The sequence below is a fragment of the Sphingobium fuliginis genome (assembly GCF_004152845.1).
Classification (GTDB): domain Bacteria; phylum Pseudomonadota; class Alphaproteobacteria; order Sphingomonadales; family Sphingomonadaceae; genus Sphingobium; species Sphingobium fuliginis.
The window spans coordinates 395,978-417,313 of the sequence record NZ_SEON01000001.1 but is presented as its reverse complement, the minus strand read 5'-3'; the positions used below and the strand labels follow the sequence as shown (position 1 = coordinate 417,313).

At 62.0% G+C, this 21,336-nt stretch carries 18 protein-coding genes and 2 pseudogenes; 11 read left to right on the top strand and 9 right to left on the bottom strand.

The window, feature by feature from the left end; all coding sequences use genetic code 11:
- Nucleotides 1-55: 55 nt before the first annotated feature.
- Nucleotides 56-1,078: a hypothetical protein gene (locus tag EWH10_RS02195; protein ID WP_130029763.1), complete on the bottom strand. Its 1,023-nt coding sequence runs from the start codon at nt 1,076-1,078 to the stop codon at nt 56-58.
- 153 nt (nt 1,079-1,231) lie between these two features.
- Between EWH10_RS02195 and EWH10_RS02190 the strand changes: the two genes are divergently transcribed.
- Complete coding sequence (locus EWH10_RS02190; RefSeq protein ID WP_083199228.1) at nt 1,232-2,431, top strand: IS256 family transposase; 1,200 nt, start codon at nt 1,232-1,234, stop codon at nt 2,429-2,431.
- A 441-nt stretch (nt 2,432-2,872) separates the two neighbouring features.
- Here EWH10_RS02190 and EWH10_RS02185 read toward each other — a convergent pair whose 3' ends face one another.
- From EWH10_RS02185 to EWH10_RS02175, 3 genes are read right to left on the bottom strand one after another with little or no spacing between them, the layout of a single operon-like run.
- Nucleotides 2,873-3,013: a helix-turn-helix domain-containing protein gene (locus EWH10_RS02185; RefSeq protein ID WP_337960588.1), complete on the bottom strand. Its 141-nt coding sequence runs from the start codon at nt 3,011-3,013 to the stop codon at nt 2,873-2,875.
- A 44-nt stretch (nt 3,014-3,057) separates the two neighbouring features.
- Nucleotides 3,058-3,285: a DUF2274 domain-containing protein gene (locus tag EWH10_RS02180; protein ID WP_065845994.1), complete on the bottom strand. Its 228-nt coding sequence runs from the start codon at nt 3,283-3,285 to the stop codon at nt 3,058-3,060.
- On the bottom strand, nt 3,273-4,328 hold the full coding sequence (locus tag EWH10_RS02175; protein ID WP_083198876.1) for a TraB/TrbI/VirB10 family type IV secretion system protein: 1,056 nt from the start codon (nt 4,326-4,328) through the stop codon (nt 3,273-3,275). The genes EWH10_RS02180 and EWH10_RS02175 overlap by 13 nt, the downstream gene beginning before the upstream one ends.
- Nucleotide 4,329: 1 nt before the next feature.
- Here EWH10_RS02175 and EWH10_RS02170 point away from each other — a divergent pair.
- The 3 genes and pseudogenes from EWH10_RS02170 to EWH10_RS22200 form a co-directional block, all read left to right on the top strand.
- Nucleotides 4,330-4,548 (top strand): annotated as a pseudogene (locus EWH10_RS02170) (phytanoyl-CoA dioxygenase family protein); the annotation flags it as partial.
- Nucleotide 4,549: 1 nt separating this feature from the next.
- Nucleotides 4,550-4,744, top strand: a complete 195-nt coding sequence (locus tag EWH10_RS22205; protein ID WP_065845995.1) for a transcriptional regulator domain-containing protein — start codon at nt 4,550-4,552, stop codon at nt 4,742-4,744.
- Between the two features lie 256 nt (nt 4,745-5,000).
- Complete coding sequence (locus EWH10_RS22200; protein ID WP_422917698.1) at nt 5,001-5,324, top strand: DNA -binding domain-containing protein; 324 nt, start codon at nt 5,001-5,003, stop codon at nt 5,322-5,324.
- On the opposite strand, the gene EWH10_RS02160 is transcribed toward EWH10_RS22200, so the two are convergent.
- Entirely contained in the window at nt 5,314-5,523 is a 210-nt protein-coding gene (locus tag EWH10_RS02160) for a helix-turn-helix domain-containing protein (protein ID WP_229742391.1), read from the bottom strand. The genes EWH10_RS22200 and EWH10_RS02160 overlap by 11 nt on opposite strands.
- Before the next feature lie 709 nt (nt 5,524-6,232).
- Here EWH10_RS02160 and EWH10_RS02150 point away from each other — a divergent pair.
- Entirely contained in the window at nt 6,233-7,273 is a 1,041-nt protein-coding gene (locus tag EWH10_RS02150; RefSeq protein ID WP_229742393.1) for a HipA domain-containing protein, read from the top strand.
- 390 nt (nt 7,274-7,663) lie between these two features.
- On the opposite strand, the gene EWH10_RS02145 is transcribed toward EWH10_RS02150, so the two are convergent.
- Both EWH10_RS02145 and EWH10_RS22195 read right to left on the bottom strand, forming a co-directional pair.
- A complete protein-coding gene (locus EWH10_RS02145) occupies nt 7,664-8,557 on the bottom strand; it encodes a recombinase zinc beta ribbon domain-containing protein (protein ID WP_229742395.1) in 894 nt (297 codons plus the stop codon).
- 74 nt (nt 8,558-8,631) lie between these two features.
- A pseudogene (locus EWH10_RS22195) lies at nt 8,632-8,850 on the bottom strand (MipA/OmpV family protein); the annotation flags it as partial.
- Between the two features lie 297 nt (nt 8,851-9,147).
- Between EWH10_RS22195 and EWH10_RS02135 the strand changes: the two are divergent.
- The 4 genes from EWH10_RS02135 (at nt 9,148) to EWH10_RS02120 (ending at nt 14,293) form a co-directional block, all read left to right on the top strand.
- A complete protein-coding gene (locus EWH10_RS02135; protein ID WP_044660078.1) occupies nt 9,148-10,002 on the top strand; it encodes a fumarylacetoacetate hydrolase family protein in 855 nt (284 codons plus the stop codon).
- 292 nt (nt 10,003-10,294) lie between these two features.
- Nucleotides 10,295-11,953, top strand: coding sequence for an FAD-dependent oxidoreductase (locus tag EWH10_RS02130; RefSeq protein ID WP_044660077.1), 1,659 nt, complete (start codon nt 10,295-10,297; stop codon nt 11,951-11,953).
- Nucleotides 11,950-13,278, top strand: coding sequence for an MFS transporter (locus tag EWH10_RS02125; protein WP_165363306.1), 1,329 nt, complete (start codon nt 11,950-11,952; stop codon nt 13,276-13,278). The genes EWH10_RS02130 and EWH10_RS02125 overlap by 4 nt, the downstream gene beginning before the upstream one ends.
- 97 nt (nt 13,279-13,375) lie before the next feature.
- The gene (locus EWH10_RS02120) at nt 13,376-14,293 is read left to right on the top strand and encodes a LysR substrate-binding domain-containing protein (protein WP_044660075.1); all 918 of its coding nucleotides are present in this window, start codon (nt 13,376-13,378) and stop codon (nt 14,291-14,293) included.
- Between the two features lie 265 nt (nt 14,294-14,558).
- On the opposite strand, the gene EWH10_RS02115 is transcribed toward EWH10_RS02120, so the two are convergent.
- Nucleotides 14,559-15,683, bottom strand: a complete 1,125-nt coding sequence (locus EWH10_RS02115; protein WP_083198881.1) for an amidohydrolase family protein — start codon at nt 15,681-15,683, stop codon at nt 14,559-14,561.
- Nucleotides 15,684-15,930: 247 nt separating this feature from the next.
- Here EWH10_RS02115 and EWH10_RS02110 point away from each other — a divergent pair, with 247 nt between their 5' ends.
- Nucleotides 15,931-18,171 carry a TonB-dependent receptor gene (locus EWH10_RS02110; protein ID WP_044660074.1) on the top strand — a complete coding sequence of 747 codons (2,241 nt, stop codon included), beginning with the start codon at nt 15,931-15,933 and terminating at the stop codon, nt 18,169-18,171.
- Nucleotides 18,172-18,361: 190 nt separating this feature from the next.
- A complete protein-coding gene (gene lldD / locus EWH10_RS02105) occupies nt 18,362-19,525 on the top strand; it encodes an FMN-dependent L-lactate dehydrogenase LldD (protein ID WP_044660073.1) in 1,164 nt (387 codons plus the stop codon).
- A gap of 57 nt (nt 19,526-19,582) precedes the next feature.
- Here the strand turns inward: lldD and dld are convergent, their stop codons facing one another.
- A complete protein-coding gene (gene dld, locus EWH10_RS02100) occupies nt 19,583-21,289 on the bottom strand; it encodes a D-lactate dehydrogenase (RefSeq protein ID WP_065845999.1) in 1,707 nt (568 codons plus the stop codon).
- Between the last annotated feature and the right edge of the window lie 47 nt (nt 21,290-21,336).

Here is a 21,336-nt window from a genome sequence, read left to right as displayed (position 1 = left end):
GGATCTTTTAAAGGGCGATCCAGGGGGCAGATTTAAGGTTGGTGATTGGCTACGATCAGTCGCGGTAAGTCCAACTATTCACCTTGGCAATCGAAGCGAAAACGCTGTGGGGATTTGCCAAGGGGTCTTCCAGGACTATGCGACTTTCGGCCCATTCAAGCCATTCATTTAGTGATAGGCCCTCAATGGTTGCAGTCGGATCGGGAATTGATTCCCGCAGAGCGGCAACGAAATTCTTGGCCAGTTCTGCGTCGCGCCATCTGCCGGCATGTTCGAGCAGCCGCCTGAAACGACCTTGCTCGAGTTTGCGTTGTTGTTGTAATTCGGAGCGGCGTTGTTCCTCAATCTTCCACCGTCGCTCTTGTTCGGCCTGCCGTTCTCGCTCGGCCACCATTAGCGGAAATGCGGCGAGGATCGTCGCAAGGATATCTTCGACCATAGCTTCGATCGTGTTGCTGCGGCTGTCCTGCCAAATGCGTTGTAGCCTGCCCGGCAACCAGCTTTTGATCTCGAAGATGAGAATATCGGTTTCCTCAAACTCCAGCCTGTAGTCCTTGTCTCCTGTCCGGTGCCACCGCAATTCCTCGGAGGATAAAGGTCGTTTGACTTGGCGAAGTTTCACGCGAAGTTGGAACTCGATTTTCTCCTTGCCATGCACGGCGTGAAGGAACCTGCGTTCGTTTTGGATTACCTGGGCCTGATTGGCCTCAAGTGCTTTGAGCAATGCATCGAGCACCCTGTGGCGTCGGCGCTCCTGCGCGCTGAACGGCGATGGAAACGCCACACGCCTGAGCCTGAAATCGTAGACTTGCTGCCGCTTCTTGATCTCGCGTTCGCGTTGCTCAACCCAGCCGACAATGATGGGATGAGGACGAGCAAGCCGCTCTCCGACATGGACTTTCACCCTGCTGTGGGCAACTTCGAGTTGACCGCGCGCTTCCGGAGTAATCGGATCTTCCTTCACACCAGGAGAGATGACGATGGTTCCGTCGATGCCAGCAGGCGCTTTAGGGAGTTCGATTGTTTCGACTGATTTGCCTGCGGCCAGCTTGTTCCAATGGGCCGCGTCCCATCGCATGGTGTAACAGCGTCATTGCTGGGGCTTGAGGTGCAGGGAGCGTAGCGACCGGAGCCTTAAGTCCCAGCAATGACATGGCCCCTGTCTTGGCGGCCATCGCCGATCTTCGGTAGAGTTCGGGTTGCGAAACCAATGAACCTATCGGAGACGACGATGACCACAGACAGAATGGCGCTTATCGAGCTGGTTGAAAAGGGCGCAGACGCAGATCTCGTACGCGAGATGCTGGCCTTCGCTGCTGAACGGATGATGGAAACCGAGGTGCAGGCGCTAACCGGCGCTCCCCATGGGGCTCGAGATCCCTCAGGGCGGCAAGTTCAGCGCAACGGCTATCGTGAGCGCTCTTGGGAGACCAGGGCCGGCCATATTGATCTGGAGATCCCCCGCCTTCGCAAGGGGTCCTATTTTCCGTCCTTCCTTGAACCCCGGCGTACCGCTGAGAAGGCGCTGACCGCGGTCATTCAGGAGGCCTATGTACAAGGCATCTCGACCCGCTCGGTCGATAATCTGGTGAAGGCCATGGGCCTCACAGGCATCTCCAAGAGTTCCGTGAGCAGGCTGGTCGAGCAGATCGACGAGCGGGTCAACGCTTTTCTGAACAGGCCGATAGAAGGCGAATTTCCGTACGTCTGGCTCGATGCCACCTACATCAAATCCCGCCAGGCGGGTCGGATCCTGTCGACGGCGACAATAATCGCTGTCGGGGTGAGCACCGACGGCCGCCGTGAGGTGTTGGGTGTCGCCACCGGCCCCACCGAGGCGGAGACCTTCTGGAAGGGCTTCTTGCGGTCTCTCGCCGATCGCGGGCTGCGGGGCGTCAAACTTGTCATCGCCGATGATCACAAAGGATTGCGTGCCGCCGCCAGCAAGGTCTTCCATGCTACTCTGCAACGCTGCCGAATCCATTGGATGCGCAATGCCCTCGCGCATGTGTCGACCAAGCAGCGGCCGGCGGTCACGGCCATGATCAAGACGATCTTTGCCCAGGAGACCTCTCAGGAGGCCCATAAGCAGTGGCGGACAATCGCCGATGCCCTACGCGACCGCGCTCCCAGGCTCGCCGAAATGATGGACGCCGCACGAGAGGATGTCCTCGCCTATACCGCCTTCCCGAAGGACCATTGGCCCCAGATCTCCAGCACGAATCCTCTCGAGCGCCTCAACGGTGAGATCAAAAGAAGGTCCGACGTCGTCGGCATCTTTCCCAATGATGCGGCCGTGATCCGGCTCGTCGGCGCCCTGATGCTCGAACAGCAGGACGAATGGGCCGTATCCCGCCGATACATGAGCCTTGAAAGTCTCGCGCCAGTCAGCGACAATCCTCTCATCAAGCTGCCCGGCGTGGCGGCCTGATCCAGTCCGATCCTCTACCAAGGATCCGCGCTGTTACACCATCCCGCGGGGCACGATCTTCCAATGGCCTTGACGCGGGCGAGGAACATCAAACCTCTTGCAGATCTTGGCCAAACCTTGGTCGGAAATGCCGAACCTCTTGGCAAGATGGTTCATTGGCTGGCTCCAAACCAGCGCGTACAATTCTTCTCGCGTCAGGCTAGCGCAGGTGCCAGGGGGTGCAATGGAACTCATTGATTTCAATGATAGTTAGTGAGCCCAGATCTTCAAGTGAGCAGCGTCATTCGCGGCGAGCGAAATTGGCGAAATTATATTCTGGAGGGATGAAGCAGTCCAATTGGCCCTGCGCGTTCGATGGTTGTCTGAATGGTCCAGAGGGCGGTAGCTATCTCAAATCTGCATTGAAAACCGACAGTCAGGGTTTGCGTATAATTAACCGCATCAGCCATAGATCAATTCTTTTATGCTCCCATATTTGATCAATGTCGCGCGACCCACTTTGACCGTGACCAAATCACCGGACTGAATGAGTTCATATATCCGCGAGCGACTGAGACCGGTTATCCTTACCGCCGTTGACACTCGCACTGTCAGCGGTTCGACATCGTGCTCAATCGAACGGTTAGTCACGACTTACTCCTTTGGGCTTCTCGTATCCGTGCGAAACTCCGATCACTATCGAGAAATGCCGAGAGCATTGCCGGGATGAGTTCGGCGACAGGCTCCTGCACACCGTATGTCGTGGCATAGATCGCGGCATAGTCCTGCAATGCTGCCTGGAGGTCCGGTGTGATGGTGATGGAGAGTTTGACTGGTGTCCTGTCCGGCAGCTTGCCCAGTTTCAATTCTGCCATGCCTGTCCTCCTGTCGATCCACGCCAGGGCGCAAGTATCAGGTCGCGGGTCACCAGCACGCGAACGGGCGCACCGGGCCGGATCGTGACCGTCGGCTGGATATCGAGATTGCGCTGTGTGATCTGGTCTCCGGCGCGAGCGGTATTCGACTGGGCGGATTCTCGGATCGCCTGCACGAGGTCGCTTTCGCCCGAGATCGACAGTCCCGAGCCGATGCCGAGCATGGTCGCCACGGCCACGCCCTTGAGCAGCGTCCAGGTGTGGAAGTCGACCTTGTCGGCCAGCCCGGCGTAACCCGATGTGTCGGTTGCTGGCATATTGTCGAGCCTGAGCGAACTGCCATCAGGCAGGATAAGCCTCTGCCAGATCACCAGAGCCCGCCGCTGCCCGAACGCGACCACGCTATCATATTTGCCGATGAGGCGGGCACCCTGCGGCACGAGCAGAATGTTGCCCGTCACCGTATCGAAGACGTTCTGCGTCACCTGCGCGGTGACCATGCCCGGCAGGTCGGAATTGAGACCGGTGATGAGGCTTGCCGCGATCACGCTGCCCGCAAGCAGGCTGTTGGGCGATATCGGCGCCACCAGCCCTCCGGAATTGAGGTCGCCGTCGGTATCTCGCGTCGAGGCGAATTGCTCCTTGCGCGTGCCGGCGGCAGTCGGATTGGCGGCTGGGGCACCGGACATGGCCATGGTTGCGTTGGACGAGGCTGGCGTCGCGGCACTGCGGCCGGTCGTGGTCTGCGCCATGAGCCCCGACTCCCGCGCCGCCTTGATGTCGGCGAGCCGCTGTTGCCGCGCCGCCGCCGCTGTATCGACCTGTGTGGGGGCGAGAGCCCCTTCAGTCCGTTCCTGGGCACGCAGGATCGGACGCCCCAGGTCGCCGGGCAGTGGCGGGCCGAGCTTCGGCGCCTCTCCGTAACTGCTCGGGAGGCCCGAAAGCGCGTCCGAAGCTGGCTTTGCCATCGGCTGTGACAGTTCGCTTTCCTGCACTTGCCTGATGAACACCTGTGGTTTCAATGCCATCCAGGCGATGCCCATATACCCGCCGGATGTAGCGCGCTGGTTCTCGCCCGAACTCGCGGCACTGGTCGGTTACGCCCAGCACCGCCCCAATCTCGGCAATGTCGAGGGACAATGCCCTTCGACGCTATTGCGTGACCTTGTGGCCGAGCACCGGCCGGCGATCGACGCGCTTCGTCCGGATCAGGAGGAGGCAGCCGCTGCCTTCGTCCGCAGCCAGATGGGCGAGATGGGCTGACATGATTGGGGGGCGGCTCCTTGATCCCGAGGCGCATGCGGCAGTCAGGCGGTTTGGCCGTCCGGCGCTGGCCTGGGAGATGCTGCGCCGCGATCCCGCTTACCAGATAGCCCATCGGGAGTTTTTCTCGCGGCCATGTTTGCCTGCGGCTGCCGATCCGGCCTTCGTGACGCGCTGGGGGCTGCACTTTCCCTGAGGATCCCGGGCAGTCCTGCGCCGATGTGCTGCCGGTCTGGTCGGCGGCCGTCGATCCGCGCGTCCTGTCGGTTCGGGCGGGTGCTGCGGTCCTGGAGAGAGCTGGCGCTCGCTGCCTGGACGTCCGATGTCATGCTACGCGCATCATCCATGCCGACGGTCGCGAGCATGTCCGCCTGGATCATGGAGGGCATGTCGTCAGGCTGGACGTGATCGAGGGCACGTTCGCGGAGGGTGTAGTTCCGTTCGTGATCGAAATGGCCATGGTCCCCGGCGTGCCCGTCCAGGCTGACGCCGCTCTTATCCTGTACAGTGTGCTGGCTGGCCCAGGAACGGCGACCGTCACGCATGAACGGTTGGCTGGCGGCCTGCTTTCGCTTTGGGCGTTCGACCTCCATGCTGCTGGTGCCAGTCTGCGCGACACGGCGGATTTGATCCTCGGCCCCGGGGATTGGCCCGGCGATGGGGAATGCCGGAAATCACGAATCCGGCGACTGGTTACGACGGGGCGGACGATGGTTGCGGCTGGCGTCGGGAGTATTCTCGCCGACCGTAGTATGAAATTCAAGATCAGTCGCTGATGGGTTGGACGAGGTCCGCCGGCATTGCGTCAACTGACTGTGCCAACATCCATAAAGAAATTGCTGTGGGATTGCGTTGGCCGCGTTCGAGCCAGCCGATATAGCTTTGTGAGAAGCCAGATTTCTCAGCCACTGCCTCTTGAGTAAGCCCCTTCGCCTTTCTCAACCGGGCAAAATTCTCGCCAATCACCTGCCGCATATCCATTGGCAAACGGTCGAGGAATTGCTCAACGCGGTTTATTCACTATAATGAATATTCGGAAGAATTTTTGGACGGTCGATCGTGGTCTCTGTGATGGCTTTGGCTCCTCTGGGTGACGCAGTTGTCGAGTATGACCGGCTGCATCTTTCACTATACGCCGCCTTGCTGGATGCAGAAGACAGTGGTCAGCCGTGGGGTGAGGCATCTCAAATCCTGATGGGCATTGATCCCGGGAGTTTGGGTGCGGAGACCTGCTGGCGCTCACATCTCGAGCGAGCCCGCTGGATCGTTGGTGAGGGGCTGGCGCAGGCAGTGTCGGCTTTCGGTCGGACTGAATAAAAACAGCAGCACCGGCGCCCCGCGCTAGCGCGGTCGCGCTCTACGGCTCATTGCATTCGCCGCCGAGCCCTGCGGGTCTCGGCCTGACGGTTGCGATCGCTGGCGCATGGGCTGTGGCCACCGCGCTGGGCGCGGCGGCGTATCTGTTGGGCCTCTCCCGTGACGGCGGGTGCAGGCGGCGCTCCCGGCTAGGCCCGTCGCGGCCCGGGGCAACCCCGGCGCTGCGCTTGGGGTGCTCCACTTTCGTTTCGCCCTGACGGTGCCCCCGGCCGCTGGAGCCGGGCCTCTTGGTCGCTCGTGCCGCCCACCCCCGCCTTTGCGGGGAGGCCTTTTGCTTTTTTGGGGTGGCGCAGGAGACAGACCATGCGTGAACCTCGCAGCCGTCGGACCCGTGGAAAGGGTGCTGGCGAAGATCGTCAGGAAGACAGCCGGGCAAGCCTCTAGCCTGACGACGAGATTGGAGGGCTTCGTCGAGGCCGGTCGCTTCACCGGCCGTTACGAGGGGCCAGCGCGCGGCGCGATCGAGGAAAGTTTCGAGCAGAATCTCGCGCGGATCTTTGCCCGCGCCGAGACGCCGCGTCTGTCGGGCGTCCAGATCAAGGCGCCGATGCACCTCGCAGCCGACGGCGCTCTGCTGCCGGCCATTGACCTGCCATTCACCCATATCCTGAAGCCTGCCGGGACGGCGGGCTTCGAGATGCTGCCGATCGTCGAGTGGCTCTGCCTGGCGCTGGGCCGCGCAGCCGGCTTTGATGTGCCCGATATCGCACTGGCCCCGATGCCGGACGGCATGTCGCCCGCGCTCATTGTCGAGCGTTTCGATATTCGTCGTGGTGCGGACGATCAGCGTCGGCTCGCGCTAGAGGATTTCTGCTCGGTCCTCGATCTCCCGGCATCGGCGAAATATGACGGCACGATCGAACGCATGGCACGCGGGCTGCGGCCGCTCTCAACAGATCCCGCCGCCGACCTCGACATTCTGTTTCGCCGCGCGGTGTTCGCCTGGCTAATCGCTGACGGAGATATGCATCTCAAAAATCTCGCACTCCTCAAGATCGTCGAGCCCGAGGCAAAGGTCTTCACGTCGGTTCGGTTCGCGCCGCTTTATGATGCGGTCACGACGCGGGTCTTCCCAGGCCTGGGCGGCGACCGGATGGCGCTCAAGCTCAACGGCAAGGATGATCGGCTGACGCGCCGAGATTTCATGACGCTGGCGCGCACTATAGGCTTACCTCGAGACGACGCAGAGAGGGCCATCGCCGAGCTGATCGACTGCCTGACAAACGCCGTGGAGATCGTCAGGCTGCCGGGCTTCGCATTGGAACCCGAGGCTGCTGCCAGTGTTCAAGGCCAAGTGCTGGCGCTTGCCGGCGAGCGCTGCGCTGCGCTCGCCGGCGATGCAGATTGACTACGGCTATAGCTGAATTTGAAGTTCGAGGAGATCCTCGGCGCTCATATCTGATCCGAGAAGGTCGTGCAGATATTCCAGGAGGTGTTTCTGACGCGGCTGACCCGAATGCGAGGCTATACAGGGTCAGGCTCCGCTTGAACGACTCCAGGCAGCCCTCTCGCGGCTGAACGGCAGCGTCGGAACGCGGCGCTCAGCCTTACCCGGCTGCACCGAAACGCCCGTCGCTGGCCAGCGGAATCCAAGGTATCGCGACGGGATCGAATCACGAGATATCCCGGTCGGATTGGGTGGCCGTGACTCGAACTTGTGACCCATTACTGCGAAAAAAAGAGCTGGGGGCTCAAGTGGGGGCATGCAGCTCTTGCCCACGAATTTTATGTTGTAAAATCAATTCACTGATAGTGGCAATCGAGTCACGTAAGCGCACCATTTCGGTCCAAAACCACGAGTCCCTAGCACCGCCGCCTCTACGCCAGAGGCGGCGGTGAGGGTTCGCAACAATTCCGTGCGATTGCCACGGATGCGGACATCGGTTTTGCTGATCACTTCCACCCGCTGCGCGACCGCGCGAATTTGGTTTCGGGCATAGGTGCCATCCTCGTGCCGTAGCTTGCGGCGAACGGCTCGGGCGAAAGTGCCGAGCGTGTGTGGCGTGATTTCTGGACCGATCCGCTCGATGTGCGTGACCGCTCGCTCGGCGTCACCGCGAGCCTGATTGCGGATGGCCGTCAGTTCTGCGATCCGCGTTTTGAGCGATGCGTCGCCAATATCCACTAGGCCGTTCTCAATCGCTTCGTAGAGCCGCGTCAGCTTGGCCTCTGCCTCGGTCGCGCGACGCTCCATCTCAGCGACGTGTAGACGGCGTTCTGCCGCCCATTCGTCGCGTCGGTTGAGCAGTTGATCCATCAGACCTTCCAGGCGCGCAGTATCGAGCAGTCGCTTCTCCAGATGGTCGACGACCGCCTGGTTGAGCTGATGCATCGGAACTGAGACGCCCTTGCAGCCAGTTTTCCCCTTCGTCGCCTTGGTCGCGCAGGTGTAGTAACGGTATTCTTGCCCGCTTCGGCTCGTGCCCGTGCGGAGCGTCATGGCGCCGTTGCAGCTCGCGCAGAAGCAGATGCCGGTCAGTAGCGTCGATCCCCCGACCGCGCGCGGTGGCATCATTTTGGGGCTGCGCGCCTTCAAGGATCGCTGAACCGCCTCGAACTCAGCCACGCTGATGATCGGCGGCACCTCCATGACGGCATGCTCTTCCGGCGGCTTGCGGCGCTTCTTCTTCACATCATAGGTGTTGAAGCGGTGCGACGCCGCGCCCGATCACTGGCGCCACGTCCATAAGGTGTCAGACGTTTCGTCTAGAACTTCCGAACGATAGCCAAGCCGAACCCCAGTTGGCTTGCCGTTCCTACCTGGCGAACGATCGGGCTTTTGGCGGTGCTATCGAGCAGTCGCTGATAGTTGAGGAAACCAATGACACTCCACCGTTCGCTGGCTCGGTAAAACAGCCCCAGAGACCATTCGACGGTTTCAAGTCCGGACTTGGCGGCATAGACAGGTATCCAGCCTTTGGAAACCCTGCTGGCCCTCCGGCCCGTCGAGAAGAAGGTTCATATCGGCCCCATCTGCTCAAGAGTCGAAGCATGGGGCAAAGCCGGCGCTGTTCACCGCCTGCTCTGATGCATGGCGGCTATCACCTGGTCTATTCCTCTATCTAGCCGCTCCGCTCCGCAACGCCGATGCCGGGCTGACATGAGACCGTGAAGCGGTGCCTTAGTCGATGTCGAAAGGGAAGAAGCACGGATGGCGCGGCGCCTTCACGAAGGGGACAATGGCAGGCCCTTGTGCGGCCCCAGATATGAGAGAGGTTCGACATGAAATTATTACGGTACAGATCGGCAAACGGCATCGGCCTGGGCGTGCTGAAGGATGATGGCATCGTCCCGCTGGCGGAACTGCACGACTACCCCACCATGCTTTCAATCGTCGCCGGCGGCGAGACGGCGCTGGGCCATATTGCTGCATTTGTCGCGTCCAGAACGCCCTCCATCCCCCTGTCCGATGCGCAACTTGTCTGCCCCATCGAACGGCCCGGCAAATTTCTTGCGATCGGCATGAACTATCGCAAGCATGCGGAAGAGGGCGAGCGCCACGGCATTCCGGCCCCCAAGCAGCAATTGTGGTTCAACAAGCAGACGACTTGCCTTTCCGGGCCATTCGATCCGATCGATCCGGGTGTTACGGAAAAGCTGGATTATGAAGTCGAATTGGGAGTGATCGTCGGGACGGCCGCAAAAGGTGTCACCGCAAGTGCGGCCCGGTCGCACGTGTTCGGCTATGTCGTCGTAAACGATGTCTCTGCGCGAGACTGGCAGTTTCATTCGCCGACGTTCACGGTCGGGAAGTCCTTCGATACCCACGGACCGATAGGCCCCTGGATCGTCACGGCCGATGAAATAGCCGACCCGCACGACTTGCGCATCCGATGCCTGGTCAACGGCGAGGTTCGGCAGGACAGCAATAGCAACGAACTCATTTACAATATCTGGGAACAGATCGCCTATCTCTCGACGGCCTTTATGCTGGAGCCCGGCGATATTCTCGCGACCGGCACGCCAGAGGGGGTTGGTGTCGCGATGGACCCGCCCCGCTTCCTCAAGCCGGGCGATGTCGTACGATGCGAGGTCGACAAAATCGGCGCTATCGAGAATGTCGTGTCCGCCCCATAGCATGGGACAGTGCCGTCGGCAGACGGCACAACCGGCAAGGATTGCACGCGGGACCGGCTCAATCCTCCAACATGCGGCAGGTCAACTATTCAGGCCAGCGCAGCGGTTTGCCATGGCAACCGCTGCAACGCTTTGCCCGAGCGATTGATGAGCTTCTGACGGTGCAGACCAAGCGTTGTCGGCCGAAATGTTCCCCGTCCGGCATAAGGGCATTCCGCTCGATAGTTCCCAGGCATCACTCTTTATCTTCTGCCATATCTCGATGCGTGATCGGACGCGGTAGCGTCGGTTCATGAAAACGAAAAACCCTTCCCCTGATCTCTCCGCCCAGCGCCCTCGTATCGTCATTGTCGGTGGCGGTCCAACGGGCCTCGCCACCGCACTCGAACTTGGCATGCGCTCCATCGACTGTCTGCTCATCGAGCGGGAGTCGAGGGGCGGACATGCCCCCCGGGCCAAGACCACGCATGTCCGGACGCGTGAGCTGTTGCGTCGCTGGGGACTTGCCGATGTCCTCGCCCAGGCTTCGCCGTTCGGCATCGACTACCCCACGGATGTGCATTTCGTTACCCGGCTGAACGGCTATCCGCTGGCCCGCTTCGAAAATGCGATGCAGGGTTCGCCGCGGCGTGACGAACGCTATTCCGAGCATGGGCAGTGGATCCCGCAATACAAGCTCGAGTCCGTCCTCAGGGAACGCCTTCTCGCCATCGATTGCGTCACCATGGCGCATGGTTGCGAATTCATCTCCTTCGAGCAGGACGACATGGCGGTCCGGGTGACCGTCAAAGCCGTCGATACGGGCGAGGAGCATGTGATCGAAGCGGACTATCTGGTCGGAGCCGACGGCGCGCGCAGTACCGTGCGTGAGGCGATCGGGGCGAAGATGGAAGGGCGGTACGGCCTCTCGCGCAATTATAATATCATCTTCAGCGCCCCGGGCCTCGCCGACGCGCATCGGCAGGGGCCAGGAATCATGTATTGGCAGGTCAATCCGGATGTGCCGAGCGTGATCGGTCCCATGGATGAAGGCGATCTGTGGTTTTTCATGCCTTTGAGTCTGCCGCCGGAAAAAATGTTCACCGATGAGGAGGCGCTCGACCTCATCAAGCGTTCGACCGGGATCGACCTGCCTTACCGAATTCTGAGTTCCGACCTGTGGGTCGCCAGCCGCCTTCTCGCGGACAAATATCGCGACGGGCGCGTCTTCCTGGCGGGGGATGCCTGTCATCTTCATCCGCCTTATGGCGGCTTCGGGATGAACATGGGGGTCGCGGACGGCGTCGACCTGGGGTGGAAGCTTGCGGCCGCGCTGCAAGGATGGGGCGGTCCAGCCCTGCTGGACAGCTATGAGGCCGAACGGCGACTGATCCACGAAATCGTGTTGGACGAAGCCGAAGGCAATCACGGCACCCAACCGGGCAATCTATTCCGCAGCGGGATAGAGGATGATGGCCCGGAGGGCGATGCCGTCCGGCGTGAGGTGTCCGACCTGATCGCGCAGACCAAGCCAAGGGAATTTTATACGCTCGGTGTCGTGCTTGGCCTTCGTTATTGGCGATCACCGGTCATCCGGGACGACGGCACGGGAGCCGATTGGCGACTGTCGCTCGATTATACGCCAAGCGCCGCACCCGGCAGCCTGGCTCCGCATGCATGGCTCGCTGACGGCTCGTCGCTTTATGATCATTTTGGCGCCGGCTTCACCCTTATCGCCTTCGGAGGCGCGGATACGCGCGAGGCGGAGAATGACGCCGCGAAATCCGGCATTCCTCTCAAGATCGTGACAATCGACGAGCCCAGGGTGGCCGCGCTCTATGAACGGCGGCTGGCCTTGATACGGCCCGACCAGCATGTCGCCTGGCGGGGTGACATATGGCCGGCGGGCGACGTGCTCGCCCATGCCGCCGGCCTATCCCCGGCGTCCGACGACGGGGCAAGTGCGGAGTGAACGACCTATCGGATTCTCCCGACGCGTTGCCCGGCTTCTGGCAGGCGTTTCTCGATGCTCCTATGCATCGGGTGCAAAAGCTCTCCATCCTCGCGCTGACCGCGATGTGCGCGCTCGACGGACTGGATCTGTTCGCGATCACTTTCGCAGCGCCGGTCATCGGTCGAGAGATGGCGATCGGCAAGGCCGCCATCGGGCTGGTTCTGGCGGCGGCTCTGGCCGGCATGGCGCTGGGATCGCTCTTTCTCTCGCCGCTCGCCGACATCTATGGGCGGCGGCGCCCGCTGCTGTTCAGCTTGCTGATGATGATCGGCGGCACGCTTTGGACAGCGCTCGCGGGCAATCTCTTCGACCTTATCGGGTCGCGTCTGATTACCGGCCTGGGCGTCGGCACGATGGCGGCAGTCATCAACCCGCTTGCGGCCGAATATGCCAATGCGAAGCGGCGGGACATTTCGGTGGCCATCGTCAATCTCGGCCTGCCCGCCGGCGCGATCGTGAGCGGCATTCTGGCGGCGTGGATGATCCCGCTATTGGGCTGGCGGGCGCTTTTCCTTGTAGCGAGCGGTCTTGGCATGGTCATGCTGGCGATCGTCCTGCTCTGGCTGCCCGAGTCGATCGTCGGCATTCTGTCGAGGGGCGGGCCGGCGACGCAGACGCGGCTGAACCATTTGCTCAATCGGTGCGGCCAGCCGGCTAGCGTCGCACCCGACGCCATTCGCCCCCGGGCGCGGCGTCGGTCGATCCGCCTGCTGCTGACCCCAGCCGAACTCCCTGCAACGGTCGCCGCCGCGGCCATCTTTTTCCTGTTTACGCTTTCCCTTTATTATATCCAGAGCTGGGTGCCGTCGCTGATCACCGGCGCCGGGCACACCGTCTCTCAGGCGGCGCTGGCCGCCACGGCGATGAGCGTCAGCGGCGTGCTGGGCGGTTCCGCCTTTGCGTTTCTCGTGCCAAGGCTTGGGCTCAAGCGGGTCGTGATCGCCGCGGTCACGTTGAGCGGCCTGGCCATCGCGCTCTTCGGCGTGGTCCCCATGGATTTGCCGGTCCTCGTCGCCATGTCGGTCCTCGTCGGCGCCAGCACCATAGGCGGCATGGTCAACCTGTACGCCATTCTCTCGCGAAACTTTCCTCCCTCGGCGCGTGCCTCGGGCATCGGCTTCGTCATCGGGGTTGGACGGTTCGGGAGCGCACTTGGACCCGCGCTGGGCGGATTGCTGTTCTCGCTCGGACATGAGCGCGCAATGGTCTCCCTGGTCATGGCGATGCCGGCCCTGCTCGCGGCTGCCCTGCTTCTGCGCATCAGGCAGCGCGACTACGCCTGACATGAACGCTTGAACGCCGCCACCCACGCGCATACGATGCCTCCCACCTATTGCAGCCTGACATTATGATCGAATCAGGCATTGCTGGAGGATATGCATGAAGCTTAGTCATCTCCGCGACGTCGTCGCCGTCGCCGAAGCCGGAAGCCTGCGCGCGGCCAGCCGCCGGCTGGGCATCACCCAGCCCACCATCACGCGCAGCATACGCGATACGGAGAATGAGCTTGGCGTCTCGCTTTTCACGCGCCATGCCAATGGCGTGTCGCCGACCCCCCTCGGCAAGCTCTTCGTGCGCCGCGCGCTGGCGATCCAGTCCGAACTTCGGCGCGCGCATGAGGAGTTGGAGCAGGCCAAGGGCAATTTCGTCGGAGAGGTTTCGGTCGCATTGTCCTCCGCGTCCGGCCTGGCGCTGATGCCGTCCATTCTGGGACCGTTTCGGGCAAGCTATCCCCGTGCCCTGCTGAAACTCACCGAAAGCCTCTTCCAGCCGATCGAACATGACATCCTCACCGGTGAAATCGACTTTTACGTAGGGCCGCTGGACGAGCATCTGTCCGCCGCCACCTTGCTGGTGGAAAAGATTTTCGATAACAAGCGAATGGTCGTCGCGCGAAAGGGTCATCCATTGGCTCACGCGACAAGGCTCGCGGAACTGCGCGATGCCCAGTGGGTCCGCCCTTCCTTCTCGACCCAATATGGCGAAGTCGAGTTTGAGACGATGTTCGAAAATGCGGGCCTGACGGAGCCGGAGGTTGTCGTCCACTGCCAGTCCGCGCTGATGACGTTGCTTGCGGTCGCCAATTCGGATCTCTTGACGGTGCTCCCGATGCAGTGGCTCGATTTTGCGCCCAGCAGGGAAGGTTTGCAGACGATCGGCCTCGTTGACAGCCTCTATGCGGCGCCGATCTGTATCGTCCGCCGCGCGGACGTGCCGCTGACTCCGCTTGCCGAAAGGCTCTGCGACCTGACCCGCAAGGCAGGGCATAATTACCACCGGCGCAATTTGGGGCTCTAGGCGACGTGGATAAATTCAAGACCCGCTGGACTGAGTGATCCGGGTGGAACCAGGACATTCCCCCTCCCGCAGGCGGGAGGGGGCTAGGGGGTGGGCTGGCGCGGCACCTGCGCTGTTTTGCAACGGCTAAGTCAGAAGCTCGCTACGCTCGCGCCCACCCCTAACCCCTCCCGTTTACGGGAGGGGAAGGTCCTGAATTGGCCATTTCCCGGCATTCCTAATTTGTACACGCGGCCCAGGGTGCACGCAGGGAACCCGCGCAGGCTCAAATCTTGGGCAGCGCCGGGTTCCTTATACGGAACAATGTCTGCGCATTGCGGAAGCAGATATGCTCTGCATCGACTGGCGACAGCGGGGCCGAGCGGATGAACCGCACGGCTTCATCGCTGCGCTCATAAGGATAGTCGATTGCGAAAAGGATTCGCTCCGCACCCAAAATGTCCAGACAGTAGGCCAACACCTTGTGGGAGAAGGTTCCGCTTGTCGTGATGTAGACATTCGATTTGAAATATTGGCTGGGAAGTTGCCTCAGCGGCTTGAGGCCCAGCTTCTCCCCTCCTCGCGCCATGAGATTGCGATAACGATTGTCGATGCGCGTGAAATAATAGGGGATTCCTTCTCCCATATGCCCCAGCACCACTTTCAGCCGGGGGAACTCATCGAACACGCCCGCGAATATCATGCGAAGCAGGTGCAGGCTGCCATCGGCGCCATATCCCCACAGGGCGCCGCTCAACCCGTAATTCTCATAGGGTCCGATCATCGCCTGCGACGGAGAACGCGGATGCAGGTAGAGTGGCATGTCCTGCGCTTCGAGCGCGGCGAGAATGGATCTAAATTTCGGCTCGTCCAAATATTCGCCAAAGCTGTGCGAGTTGATGATCACGCCGTTGAGCGCCAGATCCTTCCGAGCGCGTTCGATCTCCGCGACCGATGCCTGGGGGTCCTGAGGCGCTATCGCCGCCAGCCCGGCAAAGCGCGTGGGATGGGCGCGAATGATCGCGGCAAGGCCATCGTTCAGGGAACGGGCGACGCGCGCGCCTTCCTTTGGCGGGAAGGCTTGCGGACCCGGAATCGTGATGCTCAACAGGTGCATATCGACGCCGTTCGCGTCCATTTCCGCAAGGCGCGCCTCCACGCTGCAAAGCTTGCGATTGAGCTCCGACGCTCCGGCGCCGGTTCCGCTGCGCAAGAGAGCGGTATAGGTCTTCTCAGCTTCAGTCATTCCAGGAGGTCCGGCGTCCAACGCGGCCATAAGCTCCGGCGTCGCATAGGCTTCTTCCGTGGCAATCAGAGGCGTTCCGGACGGTTGCGCCCGCGCGCCCTCGGCGCTGATGATCGGTCCCGCCAGGGCTCCCGCTATCACGGTGCGTCGATCCAGTTGCGTCATCAAGTCTCTCCTTTGGAAGACCTTTTGCCATCAGCCGCAATGGGTGAAAGATGTCGCTCTGCGGCACCCGATGCCTGCCGCCTATCTAAACCCGCAAAAAGCAATCGTCCCGTCGCGAGCAACACTGCCTATTGAACCGTCCAAACACCGCGCCCGGACAGGATGCCGCGCGCGAGGGGAGGATGAGATGCGCAGCAGTTTCTATCTTACGAGTGCCGCTTTGGCCTGCCTTACGCCAGGCGCTGTTTTGGCCCAGCAAGTCGATTCGGCTACAGGGAATGCGGTCGCCGACGCAGGCGAGATCATCGTCACGGCGCAACGCCGATCGGAACGGCTGCAGGACGTACCCATCGCCATTACGAACCTCGACAGCGGACGCCTGGCGAAAGCCAATATTCAGACGCTGCAGGATCTGCCGCGCATCGCGCCAACATTGAAGGGAGGCAATGGACCGGGGACATCAGGGGTGCGCCTGTCGATCCGCGGACTCGGTTCGCTCGGGAACAGCGCCATCGAACCCAGCGTGGCCACCTTCGTCGACGGGGTCTATATCGCACGCCCGGGCGCGATGTACGGGGCGCTCCTCGACCTCGACGCCATTGAGATATTGTCCGGCCCGCAGGGGACGCTCTTTGGCCGTAACGCATCCGTGGGCGCGCTGAACATCCGCACCAAGGCGCCGAGCGACCGGTTCGAAGGGAATATCGGCGTAGAGGCCGGCACCGGCGACCGGTACCGGCTGGACGGCGCGATCAACGTGCCGCTCGGCCAGGACGTCGCGCTTCGCGTTGCCGGTCTCGCGCAGCTTTTCGACGGCTATTGGAAAACCACGGGCACTGGCGGCAGAAGCGGTGTCGACAATTTTGCGGGGCGCGCGACGCTGCGCGCGAGATTGTCGGATAAGCTGACCTGGACGGGTCGTGGCGACTATACGCTCACGCGGGGCGGGGGATGGCAATATACGCCCCTGATCGCCAAGAGTCTGACGCCGGCGACGCTGGCGGCACTGACGGCGCGGATCGGCGCGCCTTCCGATCTCGACCGGGACGATGGCACCACCAACCAGTACACAGCCGGCAATCATGTGGATTCGAAGCATTGGGGCGTTTCCAGCCAATTCGATCTGGAGCTGGGCGATTTCGCCGTGAAGTTGACCGACAGCTATCGAGACTGGAACAATCTCGAACAGGATGGCGACGGATCCTTCCTTCCCATCCTGTTGCTCGCCCGCGACAATTTCTGGCGAAGCAAGAGCAACGCGCACGAGTTGCAGCTGAGTTCCCCCACAGATCTTCTGGGCGGCCGTTTCAGCTTCGTCAGCGGCGTTTATTATTATCATGAAGACTTGCGGATCAATTATAATTTCAACCTGTCGCCGGACTTCTGCAGGATTGTCGCGCCTTCGACCGCGACGGCGGCCTGCCTTGCGAACCCTCGGAATCCGGCGGCATTGTTCGTCTTCAACCAGAGGACGTCGAGTTTCGCCGGCTATCTTCAGGGAAGCTTCAAGATCGTGCCGTCGCTCGATCTGACGCTGGGCGCGCGCTACACCCATGATGACAAGGACGGAAGCTTCATAGGCAGGAATTTCAATCCCGCGGCGGCTTCGATTCAGACCAACGAAACGACGAAATTGTCTTACGCCGAAGGCCGTTGGACTTACAGGGCGAATCTCGCCTGGCGTCCAAGCAGGGAATTGATGCTCTTCGCAACCTATTCGACCGGGTTCAAGTCCGGCGGATTCAACTCCGGCAACTCAAATGCCGCCCTGGGCCAGCTTCGGGTCTTCAATCCGGAGATCGTCAAGGATTATGAATTGGGTTTCAAGTTCCAGACCCGTGATCGCGTCCTGACATTCAACGCCACCGCGTTCAGGATGGACGTGGACGACTTCCAGGAGCGCGCGCTCTTCGGAATCACGCCGGTCGTGCAGAATGTCGGTTCCTTGCGCCAGCAAGGCATCGAGGCCGAACTGACCGTCAGGCCGGTCGAAGGTCTTCAGTTGAACACCGGGATCGCCTATCTCGACTCAAAGTTCAAATCCTATCCCAACGCGCCCAACATTCCCGGCTTCACGCCAGCCACGCACGATCTGAGCGGCTTTCCATTGACCTTCTCGCCCAAGCTCGCGGGCACGAGCGGCGTCGAATATTCCGTGCCGGTCGGCGGAGACATGCGGATCAGCCTGCGAGGCGACATATCCTATACGACCAAATATTATGCGGGCACGACGATCGACGGAAACCCGTACACGATCCAGCCGGGTTATTCCTTGCTCAGCGCCCGCGCCACGCTGTTCGGCCGCGACGACAATTGGTCGATCGCTCTGTTCGGCGACAATCTCGCGGACAAGCGCTATTGCACCAACATCGCCGTGCAGGTGTTCGATGCGCCGCTGGGCTTGCGCAATCCCACCACGGGAACAGGCCTGCGCTGCTTTGTAGGCAATCCGCGCACATTTGGCGCCAGACTGACCAAGAATTTCTGACCGCAGCAAGGCGGGCGTGCGCCATTGTCCAGTTCCGGCATTCGAAGAGGCGGGTTAAGCGTGAACCCTTCGGGCCGCGCTTCCCAGGCTTCTCAGGCTCGCGGGAAAGGCGGGGTGGTGGCGGAATGGCGTGTGCCTGGTTGGAGACAGTGGCGTCGCCGACGAACAGGCGGTAACGGAATATCCCATTATGACCCGCAAAATACGCCAGGCCGCCTCCGCCCTCGACTATCGGGAACTTGCCCGTCGCCGTCTGCCACCATTCCTGTTCGAATATATCGACGGCGGCTCCTATGCCGAGGTGACGCTTGAGCGCAACCTGGCCGATCTCGCGGCGACAGCGCTGCGGCAACGCGTGCTCACCGATGTGTCGCGGCTCGATCTCACCACGACATTGTTCGGGCAGCATCTCGCGCTGCCGGTGGCGCTCGCGCCCATCGGCCTGGCCGGCATGAATGCGCGCCGTGGGGAGGTGCAGGCCGCGCGCGCCGCGGAGGCGGCGGGAATCCCCTTCTGTCTGTCGACCGTTTCGGCATGCCCGCTGGAGGAGGTTGCCGGGGGTGTGAATGCGCCTTTTTGGTTTCAACTCTATATGATCCGCGATCGCGGCTTCATGCGCGCCTTGTTGCAGAAAGCGAAAGCACTCGGCTGCTCCGCCCTCATATTTACCGTCGACATGCCGGTGCCCGGCTCCCGGTATCGGGACTATCATTCCGGCCTGGCCGGGGCGGCGGGCAAGGCTGGCGCCATCCGGCGGCTTGGCCAGGCGGCGCGGCATCCGCGCTGGGCGTGGGACGTCGGCCTGCTCGGGCGTCCGCATCAGCTTGGCAATATCGCGCCGGTGCTGGGGAAGAAAACGGGGCTCGAGGATTTCCTCGCCTGGATGCGCGCCAATTTTGATCCGAGCGTCAGCTGGCGCGACCTCGATTTCATCCGGGAGATTTGGGACGGCCCCTTCATCATCAAGGGCATCCTGGACAGGGAGGATGCGAAAATGGCGGCGCGCGTCGGCGCGGACGGCATTGTCGTGTCCAATCATGGCGGCCGTCAGCTGGACGGCGTGCCCTCTACGGCGCGGGCGCTCCCTCCTATTGCCGAAGCTGTCGGAGATCGCATGACTGTCCTGGTCGACGGCGGCGTACGATCGGGACTGGACGTCGTCCGCATGTTGGCGCTCGGCGCAAAGGGGGTGCTTCTCGGCCGCGCCTGGGCCTATGCGCTCGCGGCAGGCGGGCAGGCGGGGGTCGCGCATGTGCTGCAGCTTATCGAGGCGGAAATGAGGGTCGCCATGGCGCTGACGGGCAGCCCGGACATCGGCGCCATCGGCCGCCACATCCTTGTGGATGAGCTGTAAACGATCGCCCCGCCGCGGGATGCGACTGGTGTCCGCCCGCCGATGTTCAGGCCGATGCTATGCCCAACCCGCTTTGCGCGAGGTCTTTCCGATGCCCGGGTTGAAGCTGTTGCACGGGTCCAGCGTCATGTAAAAGCTGGCGAGTTCGGGCTTGGCCGCATAATGATGGCCGACATTATGCTCGGCGGGATATTCCGCTCCCTGCTCTGCGAGCCGATCCAGCAGGCGCTGTTTCACGGCTTCGACGTCGCACCCGGGCCGCACCAGATAGTCGCGGTGGAAGACGTGGCAGAAAAAATGCGCATAGGTGGCTCGCGCCACCAGTTGCGAGCCTATGTCGTCGGGCAATTGCTCGACCCAGTCCGTGCAGTTGCGCGGGAGCGCCACGTCAAGCGCCACGAGCCCGCCGACGGCGCCGTCCTTCAGCGAAGCGTATCGGATCGCCGCGCCTGCCGCCACGAACCGCAGGCGAAAGGCGCGTTCCGCCTCCGCATCGGTGCATTCGCGCCAACCGGTCGTCTCGCCCTCTCGCTCCACTCCCTCCAGATAGGCGCGCATTTCCTCGATGCCGTCGTCGGCAACCCGGATGACAAGATGATGTTCATATCGGTCGCGATAGTGCCGCAAGGTCGGCGGAAGCGGGCTGGGCAGGAGATTGCCCAGGCGCTGCAGCATCCGGTCGCCGGTGGCCTCCGAACCGGTCCCGAGCCATCTCGCCGCGCGGTCCAGCCCCCTTTTAAGGGCGAACAGGCGGGGCAGCCGCCGGGTGCCGAGATATTTGATCGCGAAAAAGCTGTCGCGACCATAGCGTTCCGACATCAGGATCGTCTCACGGCTCAGATATTCGGCGGAGACGGGAAGGTGTGAAAAGGTCCCCAGCACGGCGCGTCGCAATCGGGTGAAGACGGCTGCGTCGTTGGTCGCGACGTAGAATGTCCGGTTTCGATCGTCCCTCCGGAAGGTGTCGAGCCGCACGGCGAACACCGCGACGCGACCGGCGGAGCCGGATGCGCCATGGAGTCGCCCCGGATCGGCATTGTAGCGGGCGGGAGAAGGATCATCGATCTTTCTTACCCGCCGATCATAGTCGGTGTCCGAGGCGGCCCGGATATTGCCGGCCGGCGGCCCATCGTCGAAGCGACCGCTCTCCAGCCGGCCCAGAATCTCTTCGGCATCGTCGCCAAGTTCCAACCCCAGATCGTTCACGAGGCATAGCTGCCCGTCTTCCCGCAAACGGGCATAAAGCGCATATTCCGTGTAGGCCGGTCCGCGTCGCAAGAGCGCGCCGCCCGAACTGTTGCAGATGCCGCCGATCACGGAAGCGCCGATGCAGGACGATCCGATGACCGAATGCGGCTCGCGCCCCAGCGGTTTCAGCAGCGCCTCCAGGTCGTAGAGCGTGGCGCCCGGCAGGGCGACGATCTGCCGTCCTCCTTCCAGCAGGTGAATGCCGGACAGCCTGCGCGTTCCGATGATCACGACCGGGCGCCCGTCATAGCCGGCGACATGCGGCGTGGACCCGCCTGTCAGTCCCGTGTTTGCAGCCTGCATGATCACGATGCCCTTGGCCTCGACCACGGCCTGCAAACAACGCCACAGCTCGACGAGGGTGCCCGGCAGCGCCACGGCCGACGCCCCGCCACCGGGATATCGATAGCCCTGGGTGTAGGGGCGCATATGCGCTTCGCCGGTCAGGAGGTGTCGCCTGCCGACGATCCGGACGAGCTTTCCGGGCAGGTCCGCCGGATCCGAATTCAAATGCATGCCGAACTTGCCTGAAGGAAGAAACGAAGCGGACCAAGGTGACGGCG